Annotated in this window: 19 protein-coding genes; 6 read left to right on the top strand and 13 right to left on the bottom strand. The window is 69.9% G+C overall.

Features of this window, described 5'->3' with window-relative positions; all coding sequences use genetic code 11:
• Position 1: 1 nt before the first annotated feature.
• Positions 2-1,186 (bottom strand): acetoin utilization protein AcuC, encoded by a 1,185-nt coding sequence (locus tag ACZ6TI_RS02820; RefSeq protein WP_465343253.1) that lies wholly within the window; start codon positions 1,184-1,186, stop codon positions 2-4.
• A 110-nt stretch (positions 1,187-1,296) separates the two neighbouring features.
• Between ACZ6TI_RS02820 and ACZ6TI_RS02815 the strand changes: the two genes are divergently transcribed.
• Positions 1,297-1,983 carry a metal-dependent transcriptional regulator gene (locus tag ACZ6TI_RS02815; RefSeq protein WP_465343252.1) on the top strand — a complete coding sequence of 229 codons (687 nt, stop codon included), beginning with the start codon at positions 1,297-1,299 and terminating at the stop codon, positions 1,981-1,983.
• On the opposite strand, the gene ACZ6TI_RS02810 is transcribed toward ACZ6TI_RS02815, so the two are convergent.
• The 3 genes from ACZ6TI_RS02810 to ACZ6TI_RS02800 all read right to left on the bottom strand — a co-directional run bounded on the left by ACZ6TI_RS02810 (position 1,980) and on the right by ACZ6TI_RS02800 (position 3,329).
• A complete protein-coding gene (locus ACZ6TI_RS02810; protein ID WP_465343251.1) occupies positions 1,980-2,555 on the bottom strand; it encodes a hypothetical protein in 576 nt (191 codons plus the stop codon). The two genes, ACZ6TI_RS02815 and ACZ6TI_RS02810, sit on opposite strands and share 4 nt — an antisense overlap.
• 68 nt (positions 2,556-2,623) lie before the next feature.
• Positions 2,624-2,863 carry a DUF5522 domain-containing protein gene (locus ACZ6TI_RS02805; RefSeq protein ID WP_465343250.1) on the bottom strand — a complete coding sequence of 80 codons (240 nt, stop codon included), beginning with the start codon at positions 2,861-2,863 and terminating at the stop codon, positions 2,624-2,626.
• A gap of 13 nt (positions 2,864-2,876) precedes the next feature.
• On the bottom strand, positions 2,877-3,329 hold the full coding sequence (locus ACZ6TI_RS02800; RefSeq protein WP_465343249.1) for a winged helix-turn-helix transcriptional regulator: 453 nt from the start codon (positions 3,327-3,329) through the stop codon (positions 2,877-2,879).
• An 88-nt stretch (positions 3,330-3,417) separates the two neighbouring features.
• Here ACZ6TI_RS02800 and ACZ6TI_RS02795 point away from each other — a divergent pair, with 88 nt between their 5' ends.
• The 3 genes from ACZ6TI_RS02795 to ACZ6TI_RS02785 all read left to right on the top strand — a co-directional run bounded on the left by ACZ6TI_RS02795 (position 3,418) and on the right by ACZ6TI_RS02785 (position 5,494).
• Positions 3,418-3,780, top strand: coding sequence for a TIGR03618 family F420-dependent PPOX class oxidoreductase (locus ACZ6TI_RS02795; RefSeq protein WP_465343248.1), 363 nt, complete (start codon positions 3,418-3,420; stop codon positions 3,778-3,780).
• A 32-nt stretch (positions 3,781-3,812) separates the two neighbouring features.
• Positions 3,813-4,298, top strand: a complete 486-nt coding sequence (locus ACZ6TI_RS02790; RefSeq protein ID WP_465343247.1) for a hypothetical protein — start codon at positions 3,813-3,815, stop codon at positions 4,296-4,298.
• A gap of 233 nt (positions 4,299-4,531) precedes the next feature.
• On the top strand, positions 4,532-5,494 hold the full coding sequence (locus ACZ6TI_RS02785; protein ID WP_465343246.1) for an alpha/beta fold hydrolase: 963 nt from the start codon (positions 4,532-4,534) through the stop codon (positions 5,492-5,494).
• On the opposite strand, the gene ACZ6TI_RS02780 is transcribed toward ACZ6TI_RS02785, so the two are convergent.
• From ACZ6TI_RS02780 to ACZ6TI_RS02770, 3 genes are all read right to left on the bottom strand, one after another.
• Positions 5,479-5,892 (bottom strand): SRPBCC family protein, encoded by a 414-nt coding sequence (locus tag ACZ6TI_RS02780; RefSeq protein ID WP_465343245.1) that lies wholly within the window; start codon positions 5,890-5,892, stop codon positions 5,479-5,481. The two genes, ACZ6TI_RS02785 and ACZ6TI_RS02780, sit on opposite strands and share 16 nt — an antisense overlap.
• A gap of 42 nt (positions 5,893-5,934) precedes the next feature.
• Positions 5,935-6,753 (bottom strand): hypothetical protein, encoded by an 819-nt coding sequence (locus ACZ6TI_RS02775; RefSeq protein ID WP_465343244.1) that lies wholly within the window; start codon positions 6,751-6,753, stop codon positions 5,935-5,937.
• A gap of 120 nt (positions 6,754-6,873) precedes the next feature.
• Positions 6,874-8,049: an MFS transporter gene (locus tag ACZ6TI_RS02770; RefSeq protein ID WP_465343243.1), complete on the bottom strand. Its 1,176-nt coding sequence runs from the start codon at positions 8,047-8,049 to the stop codon at positions 6,874-6,876.
• Between the two features lie 159 nt (positions 8,050-8,208).
• On the opposite strand from ACZ6TI_RS02770, the gene ACZ6TI_RS02765 reads away from it, so the two are divergent.
• Entirely contained in the window at positions 8,209-9,354 is a 1,146-nt protein-coding gene (locus ACZ6TI_RS02765) for an epoxide hydrolase family protein (RefSeq protein ID WP_465343242.1), read from the top strand.
• Here the strand turns inward: ACZ6TI_RS02765 and lexA (ACZ6TI_RS02760) are convergent.
• The 6 genes from lexA (ACZ6TI_RS02760) to ACZ6TI_RS02735 all read right to left on the bottom strand — a co-directional run bounded on the left by lexA (ACZ6TI_RS02760) (position 9,326) and on the right by ACZ6TI_RS02735 (position 15,513).
• Positions 9,326-9,919, bottom strand: a complete 594-nt coding sequence (gene lexA, locus ACZ6TI_RS02760; RefSeq protein WP_465343241.1) for a transcriptional repressor LexA — start codon at positions 9,917-9,919, stop codon at positions 9,326-9,328. The two genes, ACZ6TI_RS02765 and lexA (ACZ6TI_RS02760), sit on opposite strands and share 29 nt — an antisense overlap.
• A gap of 8 nt (positions 9,920-9,927) precedes the next feature.
• Positions 9,928-10,704 carry a cytochrome c oxidase assembly protein gene (locus ACZ6TI_RS02755; RefSeq protein ID WP_465343240.1) on the bottom strand — a complete coding sequence of 259 codons (777 nt, stop codon included), beginning with the start codon at positions 10,702-10,704 and terminating at the stop codon, positions 9,928-9,930.
• Positions 10,701-11,222, bottom strand: a complete 522-nt coding sequence (locus ACZ6TI_RS02750) for a DUF2243 domain-containing protein (RefSeq protein ID WP_465343239.1) — start codon at positions 11,220-11,222, stop codon at positions 10,701-10,703. The genes ACZ6TI_RS02755 and ACZ6TI_RS02750 overlap by 4 nt, the downstream gene beginning before the upstream one ends.
• 144 nt (positions 11,223-11,366) lie before the next feature.
• Positions 11,367-14,255 carry a vitamin B12-dependent ribonucleotide reductase gene (locus ACZ6TI_RS02745; RefSeq protein WP_465343238.1) on the bottom strand — a complete coding sequence of 963 codons (2,889 nt, stop codon included), beginning with the start codon at positions 14,253-14,255 and terminating at the stop codon, positions 11,367-11,369.
• A 56-nt stretch (positions 14,256-14,311) separates the two neighbouring features.
• Positions 14,312-14,836, bottom strand: a complete 525-nt coding sequence (nrdR, locus tag ACZ6TI_RS02740; protein ID WP_465343237.1) for a transcriptional regulator NrdR — start codon at positions 14,834-14,836, stop codon at positions 14,312-14,314.
• Positions 14,837-15,198: 362 nt separating this feature from the next.
• Entirely contained in the window at positions 15,199-15,513 is a 315-nt protein-coding gene (locus ACZ6TI_RS02735) for a LysM peptidoglycan-binding domain-containing protein (protein WP_465343236.1), read from the bottom strand.
• A gap of 260 nt (positions 15,514-15,773) precedes the next feature.
• Between ACZ6TI_RS02735 and lexA (ACZ6TI_RS02730) the strand changes: the two genes are divergently transcribed.
• Positions 15,774-16,568 carry a transcriptional repressor LexA gene (lexA, locus tag ACZ6TI_RS02730; RefSeq protein ID WP_465343235.1) on the top strand — a complete coding sequence of 265 codons (795 nt, stop codon included), beginning with the start codon at positions 15,774-15,776 and terminating at the stop codon, positions 16,566-16,568.
• The last annotated feature ends 640 nt before the right edge of the window (positions 16,569-17,208 follow it).

The raw sequence follows: 17,208 nt of genomic DNA, 5'->3' as shown, positions 1-17,208 counted from the left end.
GTCAGTCCCGGGGATCGTGCGGGTCGAGTCCGTGCAGCGGGAACACCGCCATGCGGGTCGCGAGGATCGCCTTGTCCACCGGGTCGGGGGTGGTGCCCGGCTTCCAGGACTCCGCCGCGGGCTCGATGCCGTCGGACATGTCCTCGGGGATGTCGGTGCCGGGGCGGCGCTCGGCGGCCAGCTTGCGCCAGGCCGGTGGGGTGGGAGTGGCCGGGTCGAGCGGGTCTCCGGTGGCCACGGCGAGCAGATGCGTCCAGGCTCTGGGGACTACCTCGACCAGGGCGTACCCGCCGCCGCCGGTGGCCACCCACTTGCCGGCGCAGAGCTCGTCGGCCAGGGCTTTGAGCTTCACGTAGGCCGCGCGCTGGCCGTCCACGGACAGGCGCAGGTCGGCCAGCGGGTCGAGGCGGTGGGTGTCGGCGCCGCACTGGGTGAAGAGGAGCTCTGGCTGGAACGCCCGGAGCACCGACGGCACGACCGCGTTGAAGGCACGCAGCCAGCCCGCGTCTCCGGTGCCGGGGGGCAGGGCGATGTTCACCGCCGTACCCTCCGCGTCTTTCCCCCCGACCTCGTCGGGGAAGCCGGTGCCGGGGAACAGCGCCAGCGGCGACTCGTGCAGGCTGATCGTCAGCACCCGCGGATCGTCCCAGAAGGCCGCCTGCACGCCGTCGCCGTGGTGCACATCGACGTCGACATAGGCGATCCGCTGCGCCCCCTCGTCGAGCAGCCGCGCGATGGCGACCGCCGGGTCGTTGTAGACGCAGAAGCCGGCCGCCCGCGCGGCCATCGCGTGGTGCAGGCCGCCGGCCACGTTCACGGCGCGGGTGACCTCGCCGCGCCACACCGCCTCGGCCGCGGCCAGCGTGGCGCCGCAGACCAGGGCGCTCGCCTCGTGCATGCCCTCGAAGACCGGATTGTCGGCGGTGTTCAGACCCCAGCCGGAGAAGAATGGGTCGCTCGGAGCGATCCGGACGGCGTCCAGGTATTCCGGGCGGTGCACCCGGGTCAGCGCCCGCTCGTCGGCCGGTGCCGAGGTGATCATCCGGACCCCCGGACGGTCCAGCACGCCCAGCTCGCGGGCCAGGGCGATGGTGAGCTCGAGGCGTACCGGGTTCAGCGGATGATCTCCCATGTCGTAGCCCAGCAGAGAGCTGTCCCAGACCACTGCCGTCGCGCCGTCGACCATGCGGCCATCGTCGCACGGTATGGTCGCTTCACCCACCTGGCCGAGCCCCCCGCGGGGCCCGGCCGCGACGCGTTGCGCGAGGTAATATCGCTGCTGGGAGGACCCACACCGTGAATGATCTCGTCGACACCACCGAGATGTACCTGCGCACCATCCTCGAGCTCGAGGAAGAGGGCGTGCCGGCCCTGCGGGCGAGGATCGCCGAGCGCCTCCACCAGAGCGGACCGACCGTCAGCCAGACGGTGGCCCGGATGGAGCGCGACGGGCTGCTGACCGTGGAAAACGACCGCCACCTGCTCTTCACCGAGCACGGCCGCGCGGCCGCCGTCTCGGTCATGCGCAAGCACCGCCTCGCCGAGCTGCTGCTGGTCAACGTCATCGGCATGCCCTACGAGGAGGCTCACGACGAAGCCTGCCGGTGGGAGCACGTGATGAGCGACTCGGTGGAGAAGCGCGTCTACGAGCTGCTGAACAAGCCGACCCGGTCGCCCTACGGCAACCCGATTCCCGGGCTGGCCACGCTCGACGCCGCGACGGTGCCGAGTGACAACGCCGCCGCCGAGCGCAACCTGGCCTTCCCCGGGCTGACCGGCAGCGTCGTGGTGCGACGCATCTGCGAGAGCGTGCAGACCAACGCGAGCGTGTTGCGGCAGCTGCACGCGGCCGGCATCGACCCGGGCGCGACGGTCACCGTGGCGCAGGAACGCGACTCGGTCACCATCGACCGCTCCGGCGACAAGATCCGGCTGCCGCGCGAGGTGGCGTCGCGGGTTTTCGTCGACGCGGCGGCCAACTAGGACTTGTTCTTCTTCTTCTCCTCGGCCTTGCCGTCCGTGGTGTCCATGGCCTGCGCCATGGTCACCAGGGCGGCCGCCATGTCGTTGACCGCGTCCGGCGGCGCGTCCTTGACCAGGGTGAACTTCAGCGACTGCAGCTGATGGCCCTGGCTCAGCCAGCCGACCTCGATGACCGTGCCGGTCGCCGGCCGGGTCACCAGGCGGTAGCCGGCCAGGCCGAGACCCTTGAGCTTGGCGGCCTTGGCAGGCATCAGTTCGTCCGTGAACAGCTCCGCGTTCGCCGACGAGGCGCTCACCGTCAGCACCAGAGCGGGCGCCGGGCCCTCCTCGGTGCGCACCACGCAGGTGGCGGTGTCGTCGACCTGGTCGCCGGCCGCCACGGTGAAGCGCACGCCGATCATCTCCTCGATGAACGCGTAGTCCCAGAGGATGCAGGCGCCGCCGGCTGAGGCGGCGGGCAGCTCGACCACCTGCACCGGGGGCAGGGCGGCGGCGGGTTGCTCGTCCTTGGTGCAGCCGGCCAGAGCGACGATGGCCAGAGCCGCGCCGGCGGCGGCTAGACGGGAACGCACGAGGGGGGTCCTCCCGAAGAATCGGGGCACACCATATTTGGTCGCGGACCGCGAGCGGAAGCCCGAAGTCAGGGACCGTCCTGGTACGGACAGTGACGGCAACCGCGGTCACAGCAGGTGCCGCGGTTGGCGAGGAAGCCGGCGGTGAGCACGAAAAGTCCGGTGTCGGGGTCTTCGTAGCCCGGTTTGTCGGCGGCGAGGGCTTTGGCGTGGGCGGCGAGGATCTCGGCGCGGCGGGGGTGGACGGGGTCCAGGCGGGTCGGGTGGGGCTCAGTCAGTGCTCTTTTTGCCAGCTGCTTCTTCTCCACTTTCTTACCCCGTTTACCCGCCCGCGCCGGGGCCGGGCAGCAGGTCGATGTCGCCGGCGTGCATCGGCTCGCCGCAGTGGGCGCAGCGCAGCTCCGGGCTGCTGATCTCGCCGCACGCGTGGTGGCGGTAGAGGACCGGTGGGCCGGCCTCGCCCGCCAGCCACTTGTCGCCCCAGCCCCTCATGACCATGAGCACGTCGACGAGCTCGGTGCCCTTTTCGGTCAGGACGTATTCGTAACGGGGGCGCCGGTCGTAGGGGCGGCGCTCGAGGACGCCGCGGTCGACCAGGTGGTTGAGGCGCTCGGTGAGGACCTTGCGGGAGATGCCCAGGTCGGCCTGGATCTGCTCGAAGCGGGTGAAGCCGGCGAACACGTCCCGCAGGACGAGCGGCGACCAGGGCTCCCCGATGACGTCCAGGGTGCGGGCGATCGAGCAGGCCATCTCGCTGTAGTCCGTGCGTTGCATGGGTCCAGTCTAGCCTCCGGGGTTCCCTGAAGAAACTCCGATTGCTAGGGTCTCCTTAAGGAACCTCAATCTGTAGGAGTTGATCACGATGCTTGATGCCGACGTACGCCGCATTCTTGACGGGACCCCGATCGCGCACCTTGCCAGCGTGCTGCCGGATGGCGGTCCGCACTCCGTGCCGGTCTGGATCCACACCCATGGCGAGCACCTCGCAATCCTCACCGGGCCGGACTCCCGCAAGGCCCGCAACCTGCGGCGGGACCCGCGGGTCGCGGTATCGCTGACGCCGCCGGACAATCCGTTCCAGCCGGTCATCATCCGCGGGCGGGTGGTCGAATGGCTCTCCGGCGATGCCGCGTGGGAGATCGTCGACGTGATCTCGACCAAGTACGTCGGCGGGCCGTATCCGCGCGACGAGGAGCGGGTCGTCATGCTCATCTCAGTTGCTTGACAGGCGGTGTCAAGTAGCGATTGGGTGATGGGGTGGGTGAGCGCGAGGATCTGATCGAGCAGATCGTGCGAATGGTCGACGTGCAGCTGCTCGATCCGCTCGAGTTGCTGCTCGAGGGCGATGAGGTGGTGGACGGTGTTCGGGGGCTGCTGCGGGTGCGGGCCGGGCGGTGGGCCGATGAGATCCGGGGCGGGGATGCGGTCTCGACGACGGCTCGGCTGATCTCGTCGCTCTATCCGGGTGATCGGGCGTTCGATCCGCCGGCCGAGTGGTGGCGGACGCCGTTGGGGCGGGTCACGGCGCGGCGGGTGGGGCATCCCTCCGCTGAGTCGATCTCCTATGCGACGGCCGGGGCGATGTTGGGGATCACCCGGCAAGGGGTGCACGACTTGGTGCGGCGGGGGAAGCTGCCGCGGCATCCGGATGGTGGGGTGCCTTCGGCGGCGGTGCGGGATCGGTTGCGCGCGCATGAGGCGGGTGGCCCTGCCGACCGCGACGGCGACTCCCGGCCCGGGTGAGACTTGCCTGACACGGTCCTGGACCCGCCCGCCCCCGGAAGACTCGGCAAGGGCACCAAGACCGCCGCGACGCTCGGCGCACCGGGCCGCGACCACGCCTGTTCCGACCGGATCCGCGACTGGTCATCGGCCTCGGTGGGCTCGGCGGTTGTGGCGCTGGGCCGGGCGAACTCTGGGCACGGCGTGGGGCCTGGCCGGGATTGGGGTGGTGGGGTTAGTGGGCCGGTGCGGTTGTGGCGGAGACTTGCTGGGATGCGACTCGAGGGTGGGGAAGGTGTGGGGCTGTGATCAACGACCGGCTGGTTGATGCTGGGGAGTTGCCTATCGCTGTGCGGGACTTCGGGGGGTCTGAGCCGCCGCTCGTTCTGTTGCACGGCGCCGGGGAGAATCTGGCCACCATGACCACGCTTGCCCGGGCGCTTCGGGCTCGGCATCGGGTGATCACCATGGACCTTCGCGGGCATGGGCGGTCCGGCGACGGGGCCTGGTCCTGGAATGCCGCGCTGGGCGATCTCGCCGCGGTGGTGGTGCAGATGGAGCTCTCGGCGCCCGCGGTGGTGGGGCATTCGCTGGGCGGGATGCTGGCCGCGCTGTGGGGGCAACGGCATCCCGAGGCGCCCGGCGTGGTCAGTCTGGACGGGAATCCGCCGCCCACCGATCCTGCGCATCTGCCGGGCATGGATCCGCAGAAGGCGGCGGCCGAGCTCGGCCGGCTGCACGAGGTGCTCGGCCGGATGCACGCCGGGATGGGCCGGACGGTTCCGGCGGACGAGCTTCCGGATCTGGTGGAGCGCGAACGATTCGCGGCCCGGGACATGGGCGCCAACGAGAAGGTGTGGATCGAAGGGTTCCGGCGGAACCTGGTGCACAAGGACGGCGAGACCTCGACGCGGCCGTCGGCGGAGACCGCCGCGGAACTGCTCACGCTGATGAACGGTCTTGATCTCGGGCCGGTCTATGCCGCGACCACGTGCCCCGAACTGGTCGTGCTGGCCACCCGGAACACGCCGGCGCAGGAGCCCTTCGCGGACCTGTATGCGGCGCATCGGCGCCATCTGGTCGAACAGGCCGCGGCCGGTGGGGTGCGCTATCTGCAGCTCGAGGACGCATCGCACAGCATGGTGATCGAGCAGCCCGACCTGCTCGCCAGGGTGATCGGCGACTTCCTCGCCGAAGGTCGTCAGGCGGCCAGGTAGGCCGGGAGGCGTTCCAGGCAGCTGGCCCAGCCCTCGCGGTACATCTCGGCGGTCTGCTCGTCGAGCCGGTCGTGGACGATCACGAGGTCGGTGCCCCCGGCCGCCGGAGTCAGCTCGATCGTCACGCGGCTGCCGGTGTCGTCGCCGGACCAGCGCCACGACTGCACCATGCGGGTCGGCGGGTCGAACTCCTGGTATTCACCCTCGAAGCCCATCTCGGCGCCGGCGGTCGTGATGCCGAAGGCGCCACCCTGACGCGCGTCGGAGACGGCCTTCGGCTCGACGGAGGCCGGCCAATACCAGGCGGTCAGCGCATCGGCGTCGGTGAGCGCGTGCCAGACCCGCTCGGGGGTCGCGTCGAGGTGGGCCTCGAGCTGGGCGGAGTGATCGAGCGCCATGCGCGTCAGCTTTCCACAGCCCGCTCCGGCCCGCAGTCCCGGTCAGCTCGAGGTGCGGATGCGCAGGTAGGCACGATCGTCGAAGCTCACCTGACCGGGAACGAGCCCCTTCGTGCCGGCCAGCTCGGCCACACACCAGGGGTCTTTCTCCAGCAGTGCGGCCAGCTCAGACTCGGACGCGGCCAAGGTCTCGCCGATGACCGGATAGCCGTCGCTGGCGATCGTCACCTCGTCGATCCCGTCGGGCAACGGATGAACCACCACCAGCGACGGCGGAACCGGCCGTCCGTCAATGGCGGCGTAGCCGAAGGGACCGACGCTGTTGCGCAGCGCGCCCTGCCGACCGATGAGGGCTCGCGCCGCAAGCCGGCCAGGGTCGATCTCCGTGACCCGGTCCATGCTGACCCTTCCGGCGGCGACCTCCGCCGCCAGCACCGCGGCCCGGAACGATGCCGCGATCTGGTCGACCAGCTTGCGTGGCTGTCCGGCCGAGACCGGCAGCCCTCGATACGCGAAGCCGACATCACCGACCTGCCAGATCTCCCGGCGCGCTTGCGAATAGACGGTGACAGCCGCACTCGGGCGCTCCTCGGCAGTCAGTCCACAGTCGAGCCGAGCCGCCAGCACCGAGGTCATCGCCGCAATCGCCGTGTGCGCGTCAACCGAGTGCGGCAGCTGCTGAATGCTGTCCCGGCAAGCCGCCATGGCCCACCATCCGCCTGCTCTCCCCCGGTGGCTCCGGCCACTCACATCCGTCGCGCCGTCGATCACCGCCGCGTGTCCCGCGGTCACCACGATCGCGTCCTCGCACATCTGCGGATCGCCGGCCTTGCCCAGCACGAACTGCTCCACGACCTCCACGGAGCCATGGTCGCCGAAGGCGACCGGGTTGGGCAGGGGCCGGAAGTGCGTGATCGGCTCGAGTTGCGACTGGCTCGGGTGTGGTGGACGGGACTCTGGTGTGCGCGTATCCGAAAGGGGTTATGGGTTGAGGGGTTTTGCGGCCCTGCTGGCGAACAGGCCGATGGCCAGGGCGCCGAAGACGCAGAGCAGGGCCTGGAGGACGCCGAAGTGTTCGGCCAGGATGCCGATCAGGGGTGGGCCGGCCAGGAAGGCGGCGTAGCCGATCGAGCCTGCCACCGAGACTCGGATCGCGGCTCTGATCGGGTCGTCGGCGGCCGCGCTCATGCCGACCGGGAAGCCGAGCGAGGCGCCGGCGCCCCACAGGAGGGCACCCAGCAGGACCAGCGGAACGCTGATGCCGGAGATCATCAGGAGCAGGCCGATGGCGGCTGAGACCACCGTGCCGCGAAGGACTCGCACCCGGCCCCAGCGTTCGATGGCCTGGCCGCCGAAGAGGCGGGCCAACGTCATCGCTGTCACGAAGAAGCCGAAGCCGATGGCGCCGACGGTTTCGCTGGTGCCGTAGCCGTCGACCAGACTGATCGCCAGCCAGTCCTGGGCGGCGCCCTCGGTGAAGCCGAAGCCCAGCATGATCAGGCCGATCAGCAGCGTGCGAGGCTCGCGCCAGGCCTGGCGGACGTTCATCGCCGGCTTCTCGCCCGCGGGCAGCGGGGTCCACGGCAGGAAGCGGCGAACCGTGATGATCATGGTGACCGCGGCCAGCGCGGCGGTGATGAAGAGCTGTGTGGACACCGGGATGCCGATCGCCGCGGAGCCTGCACCGAAGCCGGCGCCGAGGACCGTGCCCAGGCTGAAGCCGGCGTGGAAGCGCGGCATGATGGTGCGGCCGATGCGGCGCTCGACGTCCGCGCCCTCGACGTTCATCGCGACGTCCCAGGTGCTGTTGCCCATGCCCAGCAGGGCCAGGCCGATGCCGGCCAGCCACACCGTGCCGGTCGCCGCGGCCAGGCCCAGCAGGCACAGGCCGAGGACCACCGACATGCTGCCGAGCAGCACCGCGCGGGCCGGGCCGGCGCGCTGCACGAGCGGGCCGGCCAGCGGGATCGAGGCGATCGCGGCGACCGACAGGCAGAGCAGGAGGAAGCCGAAACCCGCCGTGCTGAGGTGCAGGTCGTCGCGGACGGCGGGAGCGCGGGCCAGCCACCCGGCGAAGGCCAGACCGTTCATGCCGAACGTGACGCCGACCGCGACCTTGGCCGTGTCGAGCCGGGGGTGATCGACGAGAGAGGTCACCACCTCAACTTAACCGTATAAGTGATGACCTCTCTACGTGATGCCCACCTCAGCCAACACGCCAAGAAGTATGCGCGCAAAGTAATTGAACACGGGCCGGTTACGTCAGCGCTCTCTTGCGGTCGGGAACTGGCCGCTATGCGTCCTAGCGTTGATCTCATGAGCGAAGAGATCACCGAATTCCGCATCGACATTCCCGACGCTCGGCTTGCTGACCTGCGCGAACGCCTCGGTCGGACGAACTGGCCGGCGCCACTTCCCGGGGACGGCTGGGACACCGGCGTGCCGACGAGCTGGCTTCGGAACCTCGTCGAGCACTGGCGCACCGGATACGACTGGCGGGCGGCGGAAGCGAAGATCAACGGCTTTCCGCAGTTCACCACGGTCATCGACGGCCAGCGCCTGCACTTCCTGCACGTCCGCTCCGGCAACCCGGACGCGCTGCCGCTGATCCTGACGCACGGCTGGCCCGGATCGATCGTCGAGTTCCTCGACGTCATCGAGCCGCTCTCGCGCGACTTCCACTTGGTCATTCCATCCCTGCCGGGCTTCGGCTTCTCCGGGCCGGTCACCGAGCCCGGGTGGGACAGCACCCGGATCGCCAAGGCCTGGGCGGAACTCATGCGCCGCCTCGGTTACGACCGGTACGGCGCCCAGGGCGGCGACATCGGCGCCTCGGTCAGCCCGGAACTCGCCCGAGTCGCCCCGGAGCACGTCGTCGGCGTGCACATCAACGGCGACCCCGGTCCGATGCCGCCGCTGCCGCTGTCCGAAGAGGACTACGCGGCGCTGACGGCCGCCGAGCGGGACCGGGTGGATCGGATCAACGCGTTCATGCGGGAGGAGTTCGGCTACATCTCGATCCAGTCGACCCGACCGCAGGCCCTGGCCTACGGGCTGGTCGACTCCCCCGCGGGACTGCTCGCCTGGATCATGGACAAGTTCCGCGAGTGGACATATCCACGGGCGACCGACCCGGACCGGATCCTCGACCGGGACGTGCTGCTGACCAACGCGATGATCTATTGGCTGACCGGCACGGCCGGGTCGGCGGCCTACGTCGGATATGCGCAAGGCGCCGGCTTCGGCGAGCAGAAGACGAACTCCGGCGTTCCGACCGGCGTGCTGATCCTGGCCCACGACGTCGGCATCCGCCGCTATGCCGAAGAGGGCCACACGATCACCCGGTGGACCGAGATCGAGGGGCGCGGCGGGCACTTCGCCGCTCTCGAGGAGCCGGACCTGCTGGTCGACGACATTCGCGAATTCTTTGCCGTCACGGCACGTGGCGGACGACGCAGGTGAGCTTGCCCAGGACGACGGCGTCGTCGCCGGGGATGATGTCGTAGCTCGGATTGTGCGGCACCAGGTCGATGTGGCCGGGGCGGATGCGGAGCTGTTTGACGGTCGCCTCTTCGTCGATCATGGCGGCGACGATGTCGCCGGAGTCCGCGGTGGGCTGGCGCTGGAAGACGGCGATGTCGCCGTCACAGATCGCGGCGTCGACCATCGAGTCGCCCCGCACCCGCAGGGCGAAGACCTCACCCTGGCCCACCATGCTCGCCGGCAGGTTGAGCCACTCCTCGACCTGCTGGTCGGCCAGGATCGGGATGCCGGCCGCGATCGCGCCGAGGACCGGAACCTCGCGCCCCTTCTCCCGCGGGCGCACGCGGAGTGCCCTGGCTCCCACTCCACGGCTCAGCAGGCCGAGACTTTCGAGAGTGTCGAGGTGATGCGCCACGGACGACGGGGATCGCAGATTTGCCGCCGCGCCGATCTCTCGGATGGTGGGCGGATAACCATGGGCGACGATCCACTCGTTCACCACCGCCAGAATGCGCGCCTGAATGGCGGTCAAAGACTTGGGCATGGCCCACTCTAACCAACTTTTAGAACATATGTGCTACTGCCTCGATGTGCACGGCGTGGCCGCCAGCTCGTGACCAGCGCGGCCGCCAGGAGCAGTTCGGCGATGTCGCCCCCGTAATACATCAGGGTGGCGCCGCCTTGCCGCTGGTCGGCCGGGATCGGCAGTTCGACGAGGGCGCCGGCGTACATCATCTGCGACAGCACCGCGTGGAACGCGATCGCGGCGCCGAGCACCACCAGCCGGGCCGGCACGGCGGGGCGCTTCGGTGCGGGATCCGGTCCGGCTATCACCCAGGCGAACAGGTAGCCGGCGAGCAGAAAGTGCAGGTGAACGAGCAGGTGCAGGCCCGGCGAGCGGGTGGCCGCCGCATAGAGCGGAGTGAAGTAGAGAGCCGCCAGGCCGCCCAGATTGAGAACGAGCGCCACGACCGGGTGAGCGACGATGTGCATCGTGCGGGCCCGCAGCAGCCGGCCGAGCGCCCGCCCGGCGCTGCGCGGAACAACACGCAGCAGCAGCGTCACCGGCGCACCCAGGACCAATGCCAGCGGCGCCAGCATGCCGTCGATCAGGTGCCGCACCATGTGGCTGCGGAAGTCGCCGTCCGGCCATGGCATGGTGTCGTGGCTGAACCCTGCGGCAAGCAACGCGCAGCCGGTGAGGAACAAGCCCGTGCGCCACCACGGCCACGGCCGGCGGCTCAGCGTGGCCGCCGTCTCGTAGCCGATCGCCGCGGCCACCACGGCCAGCAGCAGCAGACCGGCGTCGGGGCCGTGGCCGTGACTCATGCCCGATCGTTAGCAGGTGCGCCGCGTTGCAGAAGCCAACCGGACGCGACCAGCACCGCGCCGAGGGCCAGGAAGCCCATGTCCCACCAGAACTGGTGGGGCCCGGCACGGACGTGGTGAATCCCCAGGATCTGGTGATCGATCAGGCCTTCGACCAGGTTGAACAGACCCCAGCCGACCAGGATCCAGCCCCACAGAGCGCGCGACGCCCACATCCGGCTGCGGCCGGTGGTGATCCGCGAATAGAGCAGACCCAGACCGATCAGCACCGACAGCCAGGTGAAAGTGTGGAAGACCCCGTCCCAGACGGTGTTCATCTGCAAGCCCGGCACCGTGTCGGCGGGGTAGTACCGGATGCCGACGCGGTCGGTGTCAGTGCTGGTGAGCAGGTGATGCCACTGCAGCAGCTGATGCAACACGATGCCGTCGACGAAACCGCCCAGCCCGACACCCAGCACGACGCCGGGCAGCCCGATGCCACGCTTGTCGGTAACCCTGATCGAGGTGCCGGCACCCACAGCGTGCCCCCTACTCCACCGCAGCACGATCCAACGTCAGACCGGCGCATACCCCGGACCGGCCGGGATATCTGCCGCAGCGCCGCGCGCATGAAAATGCCTCCCACCCGGTGACCGGGTGGGAGGCATCGTCGGTGCTGTTCGTCAGCTGCAGCCGGAGGTGGAGCCGCAGCCCTCACAGACGTAGCAGCTGCCGGCCGGGCGCATCTTCGTGCCGCAGGTGAAGCAGAGCGGCGCGTCGGCCGACGTGCCGAGCACCACCTCGAGCAGCTCGGTGTTCGAGTGCGCCGTCTTCACCGGCTCCTCGGCCTTCGGGGCCTCGGCCTGCGGGCTCGACGCCGCGCCGACCGGGGCCGACACCGGCGCGGACTGCGCCATCGTGGTCAGGTCGACCGCGGCCGCCTCCGCGGCGGCCTCCGCCTGGATCTGGGCCGCGCGCTCCTTGGCGGTGAAGATGCCCAGCTCGGCGCGGGTGTCGTAGGGCAGGAAGTCCAGCGCGAGGCGACGGAAGATGTAGTCCATCACCGACGCCGCCATGCGGATGTCCGGGTCGTCCGTCATGCCGGCCGGCTCGAAGCGCATGTTGGTGAACTTGCTGACGAACGTCTCCAGCGGGACCCCGTACTGCAGGCCTATCGAGATGGCCACCGAGAAGGCGTCCATCACGCCGGCCAGGGTCGAGCCCTGCTTGGACATCTTGAGGAAGACCTCACCGAGGCCGTCGTCCGGGTAGGACGACGCGGTCAGGTAGCCCTCGGCACCGCCGACCGAGAAGGACACCGTCTCGGACGGGCGCTTCTTCGGCAGCCGCTTGCGGACCGGGCGGTACTCGACCACCTTCTCCACGACCTTCTCGACCTCGGTCGGCGCCTCGGCCTTGTTGGGCTTTGCCGCAGAAAGCGGCTGCCCCACTTTGCAGTTGTCGCGGTAGATCGCCAAGGCCTTGAGGCCCAGCTTCCAGCCCTGGAAGTGGATCTCCTCGATCTCCTCGACGGTCGCCGTCTCGGGCATGTTGACCGTCTTGGAGATCGCGCCGGACAGGAACGGCTGCGCCGCCGCCATCATCCGCACGTGGCCCATCGGGGCGATGGACCGCTCGCCCATCGCGCAGTCGAACACGGTGTAGTGCTCCGGCTTGAGGCCGGGCGCGTCCACCACGTGGCCGTGGTCGGCGATGTGCTCGACGATCGCCTCGACCTGCTCCTCGGGGTAGCCCAGGCTGCGCAGCGCCCGCGGGACCGTCTGGTTGACGATCTGCATCGAGCCGCCGCCGACCAGCTTCTTGAACTTCACCAATGCCAGGTCGGGCTCGATGCCGGTGGTGTCGCAGTCCATCATCAGGCCGATGGTGCCGGTCGGCGCGAGCACCGACGCCTGCGCGTTGCGCCAGCCGTTCTTCGCGCCGATCTTGTTGCCGTCCTGCCACTGCCGGGTCGCCTCGCGGACGATCTCGGTCGCGACCGCGCCCTGCGGGCCCGCGTTCTTTCCGGGCGAACTCAGCGCGTCGTTGGCGGCCGCGTGCTTGCGCATCACGCGCTGGTGCGGCTCGGCGTTGCGGGCATAACCGTCGTACGCCCCCACGACGCCGGCGAGCTCCGCCGAGCGGCGGTACGCCGTGCCGGTCATCAGCGAGGTGATCGCCCCCGCGACGCCACGACCGGAGTCCGAGTCGTACGGGTGGCCGGTCGCCATCAGCAGGGCGCCCAGGTTCGCGTACCCGATGCCGAGCTGGCGGTAGGCCCGCGTGGTCTCGCCGATCCGCTTGGTCGGGAAGTCGGCGAAGCAGATCGAGATGTCCATCGCGGTGATGATGAACTCGACGCTCTTGACGAACTTCTGCACCTCGAAGCCGCCGTCGGCCTTGAGGAACTTCATCAGGTTGAGCGAGGCCAGGTTGCAGGACGAGTCGTCCAGCGACATGTACTCCGAGCACGGGTTCGAGGCGGTGATCCGCCCGGTCTCCGGGTTGGTGTGCCAGTCGTTGATGGTGTCGTCGTATTGCAGGCCCGGGTCGGCGCACTCCCACGCGGCCTTGGCGATGTCGGTGAACAGCTTGCGGGCGTCGATCGACTCGATCGTCTCGCCGTGCAGCCGGCCGCGCAGGTCGAAGGTCGTGCCCTCCTCGACCGCGCGCATGAACTCGTCGCTGACCCGCACCGAGTTGTTGGCGTTCTGGTATTGCACGCTCACGATGTCGGACCCGCCCAGGTCCATGTCGAAGCCCGCGTCCCGCAGCGCGCGGATCTTGTTCTCCTCGCGCGCCTTCGTGTAGACGAACTCCTCGATGTCGGGGTGGTCCACGTCGAGGATGACCATCTTGGCCGCGCGCCGGGTGGCGCCGCCGGACTTGATGGTGCCCGCGCTGGCGTCCGCGCCGCGCATGAAGCTGACCGGGCCGCTGGCCGTGCCGCCCGAGGAGAGCAACTCGCGGCTGGACCGGATGCGGGAGAGGTTGACGCCGGATCCGGAGCCGCCCTTGAAGATCAGCCCCTCCTCCTTGTACCAGTCCAGGATCGAGTCCATCGAGTCGTCGACCGAGAGGATGAAGCAGGCGCTGACCTGCTGCGGCGACGCGGTGCCGACGTTGAACCAGACCGGCGAGTTGAAGCTGAACACCTGGTGCAGCAGCATCCAGGTCAGCTCGTGGTCGAAGACCTCGGCGGCGGCCTTGTCCGCGAAGTACCCGTGCTTCTCGCCCGCCGCGCGGTAGGTGCTGACCACGCGGTCGATGAGCTGCTTGAGCGACCACTCGCGCTGCTCGGTGCCCACCGCGCCACGGAAGTATTTCGTGGTCACGATGTTCGCCGCGTTGACGCTCCAGGAAACCGGGAACTCCACGCCGCGCTGCTCGAAGTTGATCGAGCCGTCCCGCCAGTTCGTCATGACGACGTCGCGGCGCTCCCACTCCACCTCGTCATAGGGGTGGACGCCCTCGGTCGTCCAGACCCGCTCGACGTGCAGACCCCCCGTGGGCGCGCTCGAACCGTTGCTGCGGTTGCGCTGCCGTCCTGCTGTGATGCCGTCCCCGGCCATGGTGCTCCCCCTCGTTGGTGCCACTACTGACAACGCTTCTCGGTGCCTGGAAAGTCCTACTGATTGATCTTTGGCGGGCGTCCGCCGGAGGTGGCGGCCACCGCGTGTCTCGCCGCGGCGGTCGCCTCCTTGGTGACCGTCGCCGCCCGCAGGGCGACGATCTCCTTCTCGAACTCGTCGAGCGAGTCGAACGACTTGTAGACGCTGGCGAACCGCAGGTATGCCACCTGGTCGAGCTCACGCAGCGGGCCGAGAATGGCCAGGCCCACGTCGTGGCTCGGGATCTCGGCCGCGCCCTTGGCCCGGACGGTCTCCTCGACCTTCTGCGCCAGCAGCGCGATCGAGTCCTCGTCGACGGGCCGGCCCTGGCACGCCTTGCGAACCCCGCTCATGATCTTCGTCCGCGAGAACGGCTCGGTGACGCCGCTGCGCTTGACCACCGCGAGCACCGCCTCCTCCACCGTGGTGAACCGCTTGCCGCACTCGGGGCACGACCGGCGACGACGGATCAGCTGGCCGTCGTCGGCCTCACGCGAGTCGACCACGCGCGAGTCGGCGTGCCGGCAGTACGGGCAGCGCACCGGCTTACCCTCCTCTGTCTAGGACGCTCTCCGGGCACGCCAAACCGGCCCCGCCGAAGACGGGGCGCTGTGGATAACGTGTGGAGAAGTTGGGGACGTCCGACCCCAACCTGTGGATGACTTACACCCTTGTAACTACTACATGTTGGGGTTGACGTTAGGCCGCTGCGGACGCGGACGCAAGCGAACCGGCGGGTCGGCGCGCCGGGATTTTCTCCTCGATACCTGTCGTGTATCGACTGATCACCCGGCGTCCCGACAGTGTCCGACGCTGTCCGGTTTGCGGCTTTCAGCCACGCCGTAATTCACATGATCGTCCGATCCGCGACACGGGAGTGTGGCGGACGCGATACGCCGGACGATCAGTCGCGCGGAAGCTCGAGGGTCTGGCCGGGGTGCACCACGAAGCCGTCCAGCGCGTTGATCCGCTGAATCTCGGCCACCGCCGCATAGGGATCGCGGCGCGGCGCCGTGCGGGTCGCGATCGACCAGAGCGTGTCGTGCGGCTGAACCACCACCGACGGCGCCGGCCCGGCCGCCGGGTCGTCCGCCCGCGAAGCCGTGGCCAGCAGGATCGCGCTCGCCAGCGAGGCCATCAGGATGAAGAAGCCGAGCACGACGACGCGCCCGCGCCGGGTGAGACGCAACGGCGGTTGGTGGTACGAGGTCGACACCATCGGAGTTTCACCTTCCTGATACGGGTGTTCGATCGAACGCCCGTACGACGGTTTATCAGAACACGCGTACGGAAGTCGAGCACTTCCGGGCGACACGCCGAAGCAAAGTCGTACAGATGTTTGAATATGCGGGGGCGCGCCAATAGGGTCTTGGATCAGAAGCCGGGACGAACGACCAATTCCCCACGGTCGTTCGAACGGCCCCGCGAGCAGAAGCACCACGTGCCGACCACGGCACTTGGCCGACAGGGAGGGCGGACGTGTCGACCGACGACCGGACGAGCCGGCAGCAGAAGCAGGACCACCAGCCCGAGGCGGCGAACACCGCGGGCGCGATGCGGCGACGTTCGCCGAGCCGGGCCCGCAGCGCCGATGCCCCGCAGCTGCGGTCCGTCACGCCGGTCAGCCAATTCCCTGACCTGGTGACCAACGATCTGACCGCGCGGCAGCGACGCATTCTCGAGTTCATTCGCGATTGGGTGGAGCGTTACGGATACCCGCCGAGCGTTCGCGAGATCGGCGAGGCGGTCGGGCTGGTGTCGCCGTCGAGCGTGGCCTACCAGTTGAAGGCACTCGAGGCGAAAGGCTTCCTGCGCCGCGACCCCAACCGGCCGCGGGCGGTGGACGTGCGCGCGCCCAGCGAGCTGGTCGACGACGAGGCGCTGCGCTCGGCCCGGCCGACGCCGGCCTATGTGCCGCTGCTCGGCCGGATCGCCGCCGGTGGGCCGATCCTGGCGGAGCAGGCGGTGGAGGACTTCTTCCCGCTGCCGCGCGAGCTGGTCGGCGAGGGCGACGTCTTCATGCTCGAGGTCAAGGGCGACTCGATGATCGACGCCGCGATCTGCAACGGCGACTGGGTGGTGGTGCGGCAGCAGCCGACGGCCAACTCCGGTGACATCGTCGCGGCCATGATCGAGGGCGAGGCGACCGTGAAGAGCTACCGCCAGCGCGACGGCCACGTGTGGCTGATGCCGGCCAACCCGGCCTTCGACCCGATCCCGGGCGACATGGCCACCGTGATGGGCCGCGTGGTCGCCGTCCTGCGCCGGGTCTGAGAGCTATGCGCGGCTCAGCACGGTGAAGGCGCCTCGCTGGAGGCAGGGCGTGATGGGCCGCTAACGGTGGTAGTTGGTGCGGCCGTAGTTGTTCGGGTCGTCGCGGTTGCTTCGCGGCGGCTGGGATCCATAGACGCCGCCGCCGCCTCCGCCACCCTGCGGCGGACGCGGCTGACCCTGACCGGGACGCCCTCCGGGCTGGCCACCGCCGCCGCCCGGAGGCCGGCCGGGCTGGCCACCGCCGGAACGGCCGGGCTGGCCACCACCGGAACGACCCGGCTGACCACCACCGCCGGAACGACCGGGCTGACCGCCGCCGGAACGACCGGGCTGACCGCCGCCGGGCCTGCCGGGCTGTCCGCCCTGGGCGGGCCGGGGCTGTGTGGGTCGAGGCTGGCCACCCTGCGCGGGACGGGGCTGACCGCCCTGAGCCGGCCGAGGCTGGCCCGCGGGCGGACGCGCCGCCGGCTGACCGGGACGGCCACCGCCGACCGGAGGACCCGCCAGCGGAGGCCGGCCACCTCCCGCGGGCGGGGGGGGGGGGGGGGGGGGGGGGGGGGGGGGGAGGGGGGGGGGGGGGGGGGGGGGGAGGGGGGGGGGGAAGGGGGGGGGGGAGGTGGGGGGGGGGGGGGGCCGGTAC

It is taken from the genome of Actinoplanes sp. NPDC051388 (assembly GCF_055586225.1).
Note: the sequence above shows the minus strand (reverse complement) of the source record. Positions and strands in the feature narration are given on the sequence as shown.